Here is a 12,101-nt window from a genome sequence, read left to right as displayed (position 1 = left end):
GCCCGGTACAATACCGGACTCACTTTTATCAAGCTGCCTAATCAAATAACCGTGTCTAACTTTTAGGGGTCACTTCAAGAAGCTTGCTCTTTTGTATTATAGTGATATTTTCTTTTCAAATATGAGGTCGAAATATTCAGGTTGTCCAGAACTGCCAATCGTAGGGGCGACAATCTGTACGAACCTCCAGTCATCTCTAGCATGTTCTTGAATAATTTCTTGGTAGTCTTCAGCTAGTTTTGAGCGAGTGAGCCCCCAATGGAATTCGACTTTTACGAATTTATATTCGAACATTCACATACCCCCTTTTAGTGATAAATAAAGTATACAATAAAAAATTCATAGTAGCTTGTATCATTTTTTTCTCCCTCCCTTAATATATATAAAATTAGCAAGCCAGATTGAGTGGATTTTCTAACGATAGGAAATGTAATTCTACTAAGAGTGAACTTCACGCGGAAAGGACTCTTATAGGATTTGTAACGTATAGATACAGTCCTTTAGAGCAGGGATAAAAGGGGGGACAAAAGTGATTGAAATTTGCTTCGAAGAAAAAAATGATGCTATGCACGTATATAGACAATTGCTGAAAAGAGCGGAAGTGTTATATAAGGAAACGAGTGTGTATTTACAGGAGCAAAAAGTGGTGATTCACATACCAGTACATGAATCGAATTATATTGAAAAGATCTTATTGCCAGTAATGGTGTATTTCATTGTGAATGTGAAACAAAATGAGTGGATTTATACGATCTTAAAAGAAAAGTTTTTTTATGAAGAACAAGAAGAGTGTCATCAAATATTGCACATGGCATATGAGATTTTAAAGGGAAGAAGAAAAGGTGTAGCTCAGGATTTAACTCGTAACGCATTTGAGTCATATATTAAGTCTTCTTTAAATAATTGGCTTTGTGATCCGCTCTCATTCTCGTTTTCATCATATATCCGTTTTCGTCTTCGTACATATAGGGAAATGGTGGCTAAACTTGCGGAAGTGGCAATTGATGAGTATAAGATGGAGCAAGAATACCAAATGTTCATTGAAACGCTTCGGCAACAAGTGAGTAGCCGTAAATCACGCTTGTCCTGTGTGCATCTTATTTTTGATGAAAGCTTTATCTTTTATGATGATAAAGGTAGACGTTTAAAACAGGAGAAGTTGGTCCAATATATAGATGAAGAATTATTAAAGCAAAATGATGTATATATTGATACAAAAGTAATTGCGCCGCTTCTTTCTATTTCGCCAAAAAAGATTTATTTATATACGAAGGAACAAGACCATAATATGATTATTACTTTGCGAAATGTGTTTCAAGAACGGGTCCAATTACATGGATTACATGATTTTGAGCGCAATGTGAAAAATTTAAAAAATAAAGGTAACGCCCTTGATTTTCTAAGTTTTTGAGCATATAATTACCTACATAAATGAAATATATCGAAATGTCATGATGAGGACATGAGTAGTTTTCTACGATTTTCAGAGAGGGAAGCCTTAGGGTGTGAGCTTCCTAGTACGGGATTATTACTTACCACCTCTAAACTTTAGCAGTGAACGATTCTTTTAGTAATTGCTAACGGACAACACCGTTATGTTGAACTTGAGCAATTAACGATCATGTTAATTGGAACAAGGGTGGAACCACGAATTCAACACTCGTCCCTTTTTATGGGATGAGTGTTTTTTATTTTGAGAAAAAGAGGAGTGACCAGTGATGGCAGATGTAGTTAAAATTACTTTCCCTGATGGAGCTGTGAAGGAGTTTCCAAAAGGCGTAACAACTGAAGAAATCGCAGCTTCTATTAGCCCAGGCTTAAAGAAAAAAGCTGTAGCTGGAAAATTAAACGATGAGATGATCGATCTTGTTACACCAATCGAAGAAGATGGTGCAGTTTCTATTATTACATTAGATTCTGAAGATGGCTTATATATTTTACGCCATTCAACAGCCCACCTTTTAGCACAAGCGTTAAAACGTTTATATAAAGATGTTAAGCTTGAGCTTGGCATTGGCCCAGTAATTGAAAATGGCTTCTATTACGATATCGATATGGAAGAAGCAATTACAGTTGAAGACTTCAAGAAAATCGAAAAAGAAATGCAAAAAATCGTGAACGAGAACTTAGAAATCGTTCGTCATGAAGTACCACGTGCAGAAGCACTTCGTCGCTTTGAAGAAATTGGCGATGAGTTAAAATTAGATTTAATTAACGACCTTCCAGAAGATGCAGTTATTTCAATCTATGAGCAAGGCGAATTCTTCGACCTTTGCCGTGGTGTTCACCTTCCATCTACAGGGAAAATTAAAGTGTTTAAATTATTAAGCGTTGCAGGTGCTTACTGGCGCGGCGATAGCAATAATAAAATGTTACAACGTATTTACGGTACTGCATTCGTTAAGAAAGCAGAACTAGATGAGCACTTACGTATGCTTGAAGAAGCGAAAGAGCGCGATCACCGTAAATTAGGTAAAGAATTAAAACTATTTACTAATAGCCAAAAAGTAGGACAAGGTTTACCACTTTGGTTACCAAAAGGTGCAACAATTCGTCGTATTATCGAGCGTTACATCGTTGATAAAGAAGCAAGCTTAGGTTATGATCACGTATACACTCCAGTATTAGGAAGCAGAGAGTTATATGAAACTTCTGGTCACTGGAACCACTACCGTGATGGCATGTTCCCATCAATGGAAATGGATAATGAAGAATTAGTTCTTCGTCCAATGAACTGTCCTCACCATATGATGGTTTATAAAAATGATATTCACAGCTACCGTGAATTACCAATCCGTATTGCGGAACTTGGAACAATGCATCGTTATGAAATGTCAGGTGCGTTATCTGGATTACAACGTGTACGCGGAATGACTTTAAACGATGCGCACATTTTCGTTCGTCCAGATCAAATTAAAGAAGAGTTAAAACGTGTTGTAAACTTAACTCTAGAAGTGTACAAAGATTTCGGTTTAGAGAACTACTCATTCCGTCTATCTTATCGCGACCCAGCAGATACTAAAAAGTATTATGCGGATGATGAGATGTGGGAAAAAGCACAAGGTATGTTAAAAGAAGCTATGGATGAAATGGGTCTTGATTACTATGAAGCTGAAGGTGAAGCGGCATTCTACGGTCCAAAACTGGATGTTCAAGTTCGTACTGCTCTTGGAAAAGACGAAACACTTTCAACTGTACAATTAGACTTCTTACTTCCAGAACGCTTTGAATTAACTTATGTTGGTGAAGACGGTAAGCAACATCGTCCAGTTGTAATTCACCGTGGTGTTGTATCAACTATGGAACGCTTCGTAGCCTTCTTAATTGAAGAATACAAAGGTGCATTCCCAACTTGGTTAGCTCCAGTTCAAGTACAAGTAATTCCAGTTTCTCCGCAAGTACATTTAGACTATGCGAAGAAAGTACAAGACGAATTGCGTCGTGCTGGTATCCGTGTTGAATTAGACACTCGTGAAGAGAAGATTGGTTACAAAATCCGTGAAGCACAAATGCAAAAAATTCCGTACATGCTTGTAGTAGGTGACAATGAAGTAACTGAAAACGGCGTAAACGTACGTAAATATGGTGAACAAAAATCAGAAACAATCGCATTAGATGCTTTTGTTGACATGATTAAAGTAGAAGGAAAACGATAAGAAAAAGCCGCGGTATACCGCGGCTTTTTTATGTAATATACTTGAGGGGAATTAGAAAAAATACCCATGTAACACTTATCGTAAAAAAGTATTGCAAGTATGTTAGTTGTTTGTTACAATATTTCTTGTTGTTAGTAAAACACATCGCGTCTTCTTGACAGACGTCATGTCCTATGATAAACTCATCAAGGATAATAGAATATTGTTTTGTGGAACAAGTAGAAGCACCCGCTTCTCACCTGATGGACGCATTCGCAGTTAGCAGGTAAATGTATTTCTTACTTAAGATTTTACAAGTGTGGGTGTCGTATGCCCGCACTTTTTTTGTCGGGTTCTATGACTACAAAATATGTTCTGAGAAAACCTTGGAGGTGGCTTACTATTAGCAAGGATATGATGATTAACGAGCAAATTCGTGCACGTGAAGTACGTTTAGTTGGCGCAAATGGCGATCAACTTGGAATCAAGTCTCGTAATGACGCTTTAGACTTAGCTGCAAATCTTAATCTTGATTTAGTATTAGTTGCTCCAAATGCGAAACCGCCAGTATGCCGCATTATGGACTACGGTAAATTCCGCTTTGAGCAACAGAAGAAAGAAAAAGAGCAGCGCAAAAATCAAAAAGTAATTAGCATGAAAGAAGTTCGTTTAAGTCCAACAATTGATGAACACGACTTTAACACAAAACTTCGTAATGCTATCAAGTTTTTAGAGAAAGGCGACAAGGTTAAAGCGTCAATTCGCTTTAAAGGACGTGCCATTACTCATAAAGAAATCGGTCAACGTGTTTTAGATCGCTTCTCAGAAGCTTGTGCTGAAGTTAGTACAGTTGAATCTAAGCCTAAAATGGAAGGACGCAGTATGTTCTTAGTTTTAGCACCGAAAAACGATAAGTAATAGATAGAGGAGGAAATACCTATGCCTAAACAAAAAACTCATCGCGGCGCTGCAAAGCGTTTCAAAAAGACTGGATCAGGTAAACTGAAACGTTCTCACGCTTACACAAGCCATTTATTCGCTAACAAATCTACAAAAGCTAAACGTAAACTACGTAAAGCTGGTGTAGTAAGCGCTGGTGACTTCAAACGCATTCGTCAAATGCTTGACAACTTAAAATAAGTTCGGCTGATATATAGAACAATTAGGAGGTAATATTATGCCAAGAGTAAAAGGTGGTACAGTTACTCGTCAACGTCGTAAAAAAGTTATAAAATTAGCAAAAGGTTACTACGGTTCAAAAAATACATTATTCAAGGTTGCTAACCAACAGGTTATGAAATCTCTAATGTATGCATTCCGTGACCGCCGTCAAAAGAAACGTGACTTCCGTAAATTATGGATTACACGTATCAACGCAGCAGCTCGTATGAATGGTCTTTCTTACAGCCGCTTAATGCACGGTCTTAAAAATGCTGGCATCGAAGTTAACCGCAAGATGCTTGCTGACTTAGCTGTTCATGACGAAAAAGCTTTCGCTGAATTAGCAACAGTTGCAAAAAACAACATTAACTAATTAATTAGTTGAAACCTTAGAAGAATTTTCTTCTAAGGTTTTTTGTTTGTATTCAGAGAGAAGTTTGAAGTTCTAAAGATTAACGGATGTGCTGTTATCGATATGACAAAATTAATATAAAAACTATAGCGGTATAGAAGAATATATATGTGAAGTCAGGAGAATCCTCCTGGCTTTTTTTAATTCTGCTCTTTTGGAAAGAAGAGTATCTTTCCTAGCCGAAACGACACTGCTATAATGGAAAGATGATATGGAACTTTCATCAGATGAACAATTTAAGAGCGATGACTGAAACGTATTTGTAAATTAAGGACAAGCTATTTTATAAAGAGGTAGATAGCTGACTTATTCATAAGAACTGAAACATAATAATGAACTTTGAGATGAAACAACATTGTTGCGTAAAATGCGATGTTGGAGGAGGACAATAGAATGGACTTACTACAACTATTTAAATTACAAAAAGAATTAGATGACCGTATTGCAAAAGAACATGACTTACAACCGAAAAAATTGTTAAAAGAAAAAATGTTAGCTCTTCTTGTAGAAATTGGAGAACTTGCAAATGAAACACGTTGTTTTAAATATTGGAGCAACAAACCAGCTTCGGAACGTGGAGTAATATTAGAAGAATACGTAGATGGTTTGCATTTTATTTTATCAATCGGAATTGATTTAGGGATTGATAAAAACTTCCTATTCTATAAATGTGCACAAACGAATAAAACACAAGTGGAAATTTTCTTAGACACATACGCGAAAGTAATTCGTTTTACAGATCAACCATCTATTACAAACTATATTGAATTATTTACGAGCTATCTTCGACTTGGACAAGCGCTTGAATTTGAGCAAGAAGAGATTGAAAAAGCGTATTTAGATAAAAATGAAGTAAATCATCAGCGTCAAACACAAGGATACTAATTTAATTTTTGAATATTTCAATTTAATTATTGTATAATGAATTGACTGAAGAAAAAGGAGGGTGTTGGCAATGACAAAATTAGACGCGACATTGACAATGCTAAAAGAATTAACAGATGCACGTGGTATTGCCGGTAACGAGCGTGAACCACGCGAAGTAATGAAGAAATATATCGAGCCATTTGCAGACGAGCTTTCTACTGATAATTTAGGAAGTTTAGTTGCGAAAAAAGTAGGGGAAGAAAACGGCCCGAAAATTATGGTTGCAGGTCATTTAGATGAAGTTGGCTTTATGATTACGCAAATTGATGACAAAGGTTTCCTACGCTTCCAAACGGTGGGTGGCTGGTGGTCACAAGTTATGCTTGCACAGCGCGTGACGATTGTAACGCGTAAAGGAGATGTAACAGGTGTAATTGGTTCAAAACCACCGCACATCTTACCTCCAGAAGCACGTAAAAAGCCAGTTGAAATTAAAGACATGTTCATCGATATCGGTGCTTCTAGCCAAGAAGAAGCAATGGAGTGGGGCGTACGACCAGGAGATCAAGTTGTACCTTACTTTGAATTCCAAGTGATGAAGAATGAAAAAATGTTACTTGCAAAAGCATGGGATAACCGAATCGGTTGTGCGATTGCAATTGACGTATTAAAACAATTAAAAGATGAAAAGCATCCAAACGTTGTATACGGCGTTGGAACTGTACAAGAAGAAGTTGGTCTTCGTGGTGCAAAAACATCTGCGAATTATATTAAACCAGATATCGCGTTCGCAGTAGATGTTGGTATCGCTGGAGATACACCGGGTGTAACGTCAAAAGAAGCGCAAAGTAAAATGGGCGATGGACCACAAATCATTTTGTATGATGCTTCTGTTATTGGACATACAGGTTTACGTGATTTCGTAGTTGATGTTGCTGACGAATTACAAATCCCATACCAATATGATTCAGTAGCGGGCGGGGGAACTGATGCGGGTGCGATTCATATTGCTGTAAACGGTATTCCTTCTATGGCAATTACAATTGCAACGCGCTATATTCATTCTCATGCAGCAATGTTACACCGTGATGATTATGAAAATGCAGTAAAGTTAATTGTAGAAGTTATTAAACGTCTTGATAAGGATGCTGTACATAACATTACATTTAATTAATAGAAAAAGCGAAGGAGATTTTCCTTCGCTTTTTTATGTTTTAAAAAGGTCGTTCTAATCCTGCTGCAGTATGAGCGCCTAAAATAATTAAACGAGTTAATTGCATCGCCATAAAATGCGGGGTATATATCATTCCTCTTTTTAACCATGACATAATCATTCCGATGTGAGCCCCTGTCACATAACTAATCAAAATATCACGAGGAACCATAAGATCTTCGTCATCTGGTTGGGAAATAGACAAGCTTAATGTTAAATGCACTTGTATCGTTTTCATCATTTTATAAGAGTAGTTTCCGGCAGCTTTATCCCCAAGCATAACGTTATAAAAGTTTACATTTTCTGCGATATGTTCGAATAAAGCCAAAAATGTAGGATGAGGTGAATCGAATGTAAGTTGAAAATCTTCTTTATTTCTATTTTTCGGTTTAATTACTTCTGCTAGCTTCTCTAACATTTCTTCAATACTTTTGTCTAATAGGTCATATTTATCATGGTAATGGCTATAAAATGTAGCGCGATTTACAGGAGCACGTTCTGCGATATGTTGCACAGTTACATTTTCAAAGCCTTTTTCGCCTACTAAAGCGACAAAAGCATCCTGAATGAGTTGTCTCGTTCGCTTTACACGTGGATCATTTGTATTTTTAATAGACATTTTACTTCTCCTCGTTTAATTTTCTATACTTAAACAACATATTGGTATTATATTGTTGTTTAAGCAACATTTCATACGTAAATTGTCGGTTGTAGATTCAAAATAATTATTTATAATTATAAACGATAGTCCTTCAGAAATCAGCACCGCTCGCAGGTAGATAAGTTTCGATTTACGCTGCAGATGGTGTGATTTTTTTGTTAAAAGGTTAATATAATTAACAATTAAACAATCTAAACAATAAGGACATAAATAGTTTAGAAAAAAATTATATGCGATATAAGGAGAGGAATGCAATGAATCAGTTTCGAAGAATGGTAATTATCAACATTATCACATTAATTGTACTAGTTGGCGGCGGTATTGGCGGTTATTACTATTACAACCAAACGGAAAATTACTTAAAAACAGACAATGCAAAGATCGATGGAAAGGTAATTCCGGTTGCTTCACCAGTAGCAGGGAAACTAACTGACTGGAAAGCTGAAGTTGGAAAAAATTACAATGAGAACGATAAATTAGGAGCTGTTACTGTAGCAGCAGCTAATGGAGAACAAACAGTAGATGTAACAATTCCACAAAATGCAACGGTTGTACAATCAAACGCAACAACAAATGCTTTCGTTGGAGCAGGTAGCCCGATTGCTTACGCATTTGATATGAACAATTTATGGGTAACAGCAAACATTGAAGAAACAGATGTTGATGATGTTCAGAAAGGTCAAGACGTAGACGTGTATGTAGATGCATACCCAGATACAACGTTAACTGGGAAAGTAGAACAAGTTGGTTTAACAACAGCAAATACATTCTCGATGTTACCATCAAGTAATTCAACAGCGAACTATACGAAAGTAACACAAGTAGTGCCAGTTAAAATTTCATTAGATCATAGCAAATCAGTAAATATTGTTCCTGGAATGAATGTGTCAGTTCGTATTCATAAGTAAGGGGGAGATGAGATGTCCTCAATTGCAATTGTAGGATATGCACTATTTTGTATAATCGTCTTCTTCCTTGTAAATCGTCTTTTACGAAAGAAAAAAACGAACGTGGGAGAAGAACAAGTCCCAGCCGTAAGTAAAATAGAAGTAAGTAAGCTAGAAGCAGTAGAGAAAGAAAGTGAACAAAAGCAAGAAGCCGAAATTTCTAATGTAGTTGAATTAGAAACAGGCAAGCAAGAAGAAGTAAAACAAGAAAAAGAAATGCCGAAAAAACAAACGTCTATGCCTATAGAGGATGTAAATGTAAAAGCAGTTGTAACAGTATTAATTCTCGGCATGTTCGTTTCTATTTTGAACCAAACAATCATTAACGTTGCATTGCCTCCGTTAATGAATGAATTTAACGTATCAACTTCAACGGCGCAATGGTTAATTACAGGGTTTATGCTTGTAAATGGTATTTTAGTGCCGATTAGTGCCTTTTTAGTTTCACGATTTACGTATCGTAAATTATTTGTAGCGGCAATGTTATTCTTCACAGTAGGATCTATCATTTGCGCTACTTCAGGAAACTTTACAATGATGATGACAGGCCGCGTAATTCAAGCAGTTGGTGCGGGTATTTTAATGCCGGTTGGTATGAATATCTTTATGACATTGTTCCCGCCTCATAAGCGCGGAGCGGCGATGGGATTACTAGGTGTTGCAATGATTTTAGCACCAGCTATCGGACCAACTGTAACAGGTTGGGTGATTGAAAACTATAGCTGGAACTTAATGTTCTATGCGATGTTTATTATCGGTTTAATTATTACGTTCCTATCTTTAAAATTCTTTACACTAGCTCAGCCAGTGTCTAAAACGAAATTAGATATATTCGGTGTTGTTAGTTCAAGTATTGGACTAGGAAGCTTATTGTACGGATTTAGTGAAGCTGGAAATAATAGTTGGACTAGTGCAGAAGTCATTATTTCACTTGTTATCGGTGTAATTGGTTTAGCGTTATTTATTTGGAGAGAGTTAACAACGGACAATAAAATGCTTGATTTACAAGTATTTAAATATCCAGTATTTACTTTTACTTTAGTAATTAACGCAATCGTTACGATGGCATTATTCGGGGGTATGTTATTGCTTCCAGTATATCTGCAAAACATTCGTGGCTTTACGCCAATTGAATCTGGTTTACTACTTCTTCCAGGATCATTAATTATGGGGATCATGGGACCAGTATCGGGTAAATTATTCGATAAATATGGCATTCGTCCATTAGCGATAATTGGATTGGCAATTACGACGTATGCGACATATGAATTTACAAAATTATCGATGGATACACCGTATAGCGTTATTATGACGGATTATATTATACGTTCAATTGGTATGTCATTTATTATGATGCCAATTATGACAGCTGGTATGAACGCACTGCCGATGAAATTAATTTCTCACGGTACAGCAACGCAAAATACGTCAAGACAAGTAGCTGGTTCAATCGGAACAGCGATTTTAATCACACTTATGACGCAACAAACAACTGCTCACGTAGCAGATTACGGCAACATGTTAACAACATCAAACCCAATTTTAGTTGATAAAGTACACGGTATGGGGCAAAGTTTAGCAGCGATTGCCGGATCAGCTCAAGCAGGAGATGCGATGAGCACACAACTATTATATGGACAAATTTCAAAGCTATCTGCAATTAACGGTATTAATGATGCCTTCTTAATTGCAACGATACTAGCAGGTATTGCTTGGGTGTTATCGTTCTTCTTACAATCAGGCAATAAACCAAATAGAAAAGCAGGGAATTAAATTTCCTGCTTTTTTGTTTTCTTATAAAAAGATGCAATTAGATATAGAATGAATCACCTGCAGACATGAGTTCCCAGAAAATAACTCCTAATAGTCCCGCAATAAAAATAATGAATCCCATGTTGCGTATACTTTTAATTTTCATTTGTAATCCCCTTACCCCTGCTAATAATCCAGTTAAAGAAAACAATATCCAGTATAAAGTAGTTGAAATAGGGAGGATTGTCTCGCTATTCACCCCCATGCTCCAAAAAACAAAAGGTAGCGTTACAAAGGAAAAGCTAAGTACCCCCACTAAACCAACAAATAATTTCCGATGTTTAATACTAGTAATAATTAAAAAAATACCACCGAAAAATCCGCATAAGACAAGAAGTGGCATATAAACAATCCAAAGGAAGCTAAACATATATAATCTCCTTTTATGTAATGAGTTATATTTTACTACATCAGGTTCATTTTGGATATTATTAATAAATATGTATAAATTGATAGAAATGGGTAGTAATGATACGGATTATCAAAAAGTGCTAATTGAAGAAGAGTTTGAAGTTGTGATAAAAGAGTAAAAAGAGGTATCGTGATGATACCTCTTTTTAACTGAAGAATGCCAACGTATTATTTATAATATGAAATAACATAGCTGGAAGAATGGATTTTGTTTTCTTACATAAAATAGCCATTAATAATCCCATGAAGAAAGTAATTACCATTACTCCAAGTGAGTATGTATGAGCGATACCAAAGAAGAAACTTGTTAAGACTGCTGCAATCCAAAATGGAAAGCGCTCAGAGAAGAAATGAAGTATAAAACCACGGAAAATAAGTTCTTCAAAAATTGGTGTGAGTATTGCAAATCCGAGAAGTAATAGTATTTGATATTGCTTAAAAACGTCTAAGTTTAGTGCGGAAGATTGTTGCTTTGTTGCGTCTTGGAACACATAATTTAATAAGAAGTAGTTGATTATGATGTTTATAGCGAAGAAAAGAAGTAAATATACGTATGTGCGCCATTCTTTCAGTGCTTTAAAGTTAAAAGAGTTCAGTAATAATCTTTTCGCAGGTTTGAATTTAAAAATAAAGAATAACAACATGGCTAGTTGTAACCCTATACTTGCGGTGTTTGCAATAGATTCATACAGGGCAATTTGCTTTTTATTTGTAAGACTAGCCGTATAAATTGTTAAGGGCATTATTGCTAGGAACAAGGTAATGAGTCCAGTTCCGAAAAAAGCGAATAAAACGGAGCTAATAAATTGTCCCCATGACATAGAGTGTTTCTGTTCATCAGAAAGTTGTGTAGCGGATTGCATCTGTGAAATCACCTCTTTATATTTGTATATTAAATTATAGATTAATTTGTTTCTGAATGTAACATTTAAATATTACATACAAAGGTGTATTTTTCGTAAAATAATAAAAGAGGTATCAC

Annotated in this window: 13 protein-coding genes and 2 other annotated features; of the genes, 9 read left to right on the top strand and 4 right to left on the bottom strand. The window is 36.0% G+C overall.

What is annotated here, in order from left to right; translation table 11 throughout:
• Nucleotides 1-96: 96 nt before the first annotated feature.
• On the bottom strand, nt 97-294 hold the full coding sequence (locus DOS87_RS25055) for a DUF4177 domain-containing protein (protein ID WP_000464454.1): 198 nt from the start codon (nt 292-294) through the stop codon (nt 97-99).
• Between the two features lie 235 nt (nt 295-529).
• Between DOS87_RS25055 and ytxC the strand changes: the two genes are divergently transcribed.
• From ytxC to DOS87_RS25020, 7 genes are all read left to right on the top strand, one after another.
• Nucleotides 530-1,411 (top strand): putative sporulation protein YtxC, encoded by an 882-nt coding sequence (ytxC, locus tag DOS87_RS25050; RefSeq protein ID WP_098578093.1) that lies wholly within the window; start codon nt 530-532, stop codon nt 1,409-1,411.
• A 31-nt stretch (nt 1,412-1,442) separates the two neighbouring features.
• Nucleotides 1,443-1,671: a binding site (T-box leader), on the top strand.
• 47 nt (nt 1,672-1,718) lie between these two features.
• Nucleotides 1,719-3,656, top strand: a complete 1,938-nt coding sequence (gene thrS / locus DOS87_RS25045; RefSeq protein ID WP_000786077.1) for a threonine--tRNA ligase — start codon at nt 1,719-1,721, stop codon at nt 3,654-3,656.
• A 210-nt stretch (nt 3,657-3,866) separates the two neighbouring features.
• Nucleotides 3,867-3,987: a sequence feature (ribosomal protein L20 leader region), on the top strand.
• Between the two features lie 62 nt (nt 3,988-4,049).
• Nucleotides 4,050-4,553: a translation initiation factor IF-3 gene (gene infC, locus DOS87_RS25040; protein ID WP_000973215.1), complete on the top strand. Its 504-nt coding sequence runs from the start codon at nt 4,050-4,052 to the stop codon at nt 4,551-4,553.
• Between the two features lie 21 nt (nt 4,554-4,574).
• Complete coding sequence (gene rpmI / locus DOS87_RS25035) at nt 4,575-4,775, top strand: 50S ribosomal protein L35 (RefSeq protein WP_001125945.1); 201 nt, start codon at nt 4,575-4,577, stop codon at nt 4,773-4,775.
• A gap of 37 nt (nt 4,776-4,812) precedes the next feature.
• Nucleotides 4,813-5,169 (top strand): 50S ribosomal protein L20, encoded by a 357-nt coding sequence (gene rplT, locus DOS87_RS25030; protein ID WP_001138362.1) that lies wholly within the window; start codon nt 4,813-4,815, stop codon nt 5,167-5,169.
• 432 nt (nt 5,170-5,601) lie between these two features.
• Nucleotides 5,602-6,093, top strand: a complete 492-nt coding sequence (locus tag DOS87_RS25025; protein ID WP_000365052.1) for a dUTP diphosphatase — start codon at nt 5,602-5,604, stop codon at nt 6,091-6,093.
• A gap of 70 nt (nt 6,094-6,163) precedes the next feature.
• Nucleotides 6,164-7,249 carry a M42 family metallopeptidase gene (locus DOS87_RS25020; protein ID WP_000163554.1) on the top strand — a complete coding sequence of 362 codons (1,086 nt, stop codon included), beginning with the start codon at nt 6,164-6,166 and terminating at the stop codon, nt 7,247-7,249.
• A gap of 40 nt (nt 7,250-7,289) precedes the next feature.
• Here the strand turns inward: DOS87_RS25020 and DOS87_RS25015 are convergent, their stop codons facing one another.
• A complete protein-coding gene (locus DOS87_RS25015) occupies nt 7,290-7,907 on the bottom strand; it encodes a TetR/AcrR family transcriptional regulator (protein WP_000023661.1) in 618 nt (205 codons plus the stop codon).
• Nucleotides 7,908-8,203: 296 nt separating this feature from the next.
• Here DOS87_RS25015 and DOS87_RS25010 point away from each other — a divergent pair, with 296 nt between their 5' ends.
• Nucleotides 8,204-8,857, top strand: a complete 654-nt coding sequence (locus tag DOS87_RS25010; RefSeq protein WP_001071417.1) for an HlyD family secretion protein — start codon at nt 8,204-8,206, stop codon at nt 8,855-8,857.
• 12 nt (nt 8,858-8,869) lie between these two features.
• Nucleotides 8,870-10,669, top strand: coding sequence for a DHA2 family efflux MFS transporter permease subunit (locus tag DOS87_RS25005; RefSeq protein WP_208730136.1), 1,800 nt, complete (start codon nt 8,870-8,872; stop codon nt 10,667-10,669).
• 37 nt (nt 10,670-10,706) lie between these two features.
• Here the strand turns inward: DOS87_RS25005 and DOS87_RS25000 are convergent, their stop codons facing one another.
• Nucleotides 10,707-11,078, bottom strand: a complete 372-nt coding sequence (locus DOS87_RS25000) for a DNA-binding protein (RefSeq protein ID WP_098578092.1) — start codon at nt 11,076-11,078, stop codon at nt 10,707-10,709.
• Between the two features lie 187 nt (nt 11,079-11,265).
• Nucleotides 11,266-11,982 carry a CPBP family intramembrane glutamic endopeptidase gene (locus tag DOS87_RS24995; protein ID WP_001190242.1) on the bottom strand — a complete coding sequence of 239 codons (717 nt, stop codon included), beginning with the start codon at nt 11,980-11,982 and terminating at the stop codon, nt 11,266-11,268.
• Between the last annotated feature and the right edge of the window lie 119 nt (nt 11,983-12,101).

This window comes from Bacillus sp. CR71 (genome assembly GCF_003429245.1).
Classification (GTDB): Bacteria; Bacillota; Bacilli; order Bacillales; family Bacillaceae_G; genus Bacillus_A; species Bacillus_A thuringiensis_S.
Note: the sequence above shows the minus strand (reverse complement) of the source record. Positions and strands in the feature narration are given on the sequence as shown.

Coding starts and splice junctions, on each gene's coding strand:
- DOS87_RS25055 (WP_000464454.1), bottom strand. CDS start 294: ATGTTCGAATATAAATTCGTAAAAGTCGAATTCCATTGGGGGCTCACT.
- thrS (WP_000786077.1), top strand. CDS start 1,719: ATGGCAGATGTAGTTAAAATTACTTTCCCTGATGGAGCTGTGAAGGAG.
- infC (WP_000973215.1), top strand. CDS start 4,050: ATGATGATTAACGAGCAAATTCGTGCACGTGAAGTACGTTTAGTTGGC.
- rpmI (WP_001125945.1), top strand. CDS start 4,575: ATGCCTAAACAAAAAACTCATCGCGGCGCTGCAAAGCGTTTCAAAAAG.
- rplT (WP_001138362.1), top strand. CDS start 4,813: ATGCCAAGAGTAAAAGGTGGTACAGTTACTCGTCAACGTCGTAAAAAA.
- DOS87_RS25025 (WP_000365052.1), top strand. CDS start 5,602: ATGGACTTACTACAACTATTTAAATTACAAAAAGAATTAGATGACCGT.
- DOS87_RS25020 (WP_000163554.1), top strand. CDS start 6,164: ATGACAAAATTAGACGCGACATTGACAATGCTAAAAGAATTAACAGAT.
- DOS87_RS25015 (WP_000023661.1), bottom strand. CDS start 7,907: ATGTCTATTAAAAATACAAATGATCCACGTGTAAAGCGAACGAGACAA.
- DOS87_RS25010 (WP_001071417.1), top strand. CDS start 8,204: ATGAATCAGTTTCGAAGAATGGTAATTATCAACATTATCACATTAATT.
- DOS87_RS25005 (WP_208730136.1), top strand. CDS start 8,870: ATGTCCTCAATTGCAATTGTAGGATATGCACTATTTTGTATAATCGTC.
- DOS87_RS25000 (WP_098578092.1), bottom strand. CDS start 11,078: ATGTTTAGCTTCCTTTGGATTGTTTATATGCCACTTCTTGTCTTATGC.
- DOS87_RS24995 (WP_001190242.1), bottom strand. CDS start 11,982: ATGCAATCCGCTACACAACTTTCTGATGAACAGAAACACTCTATGTCA.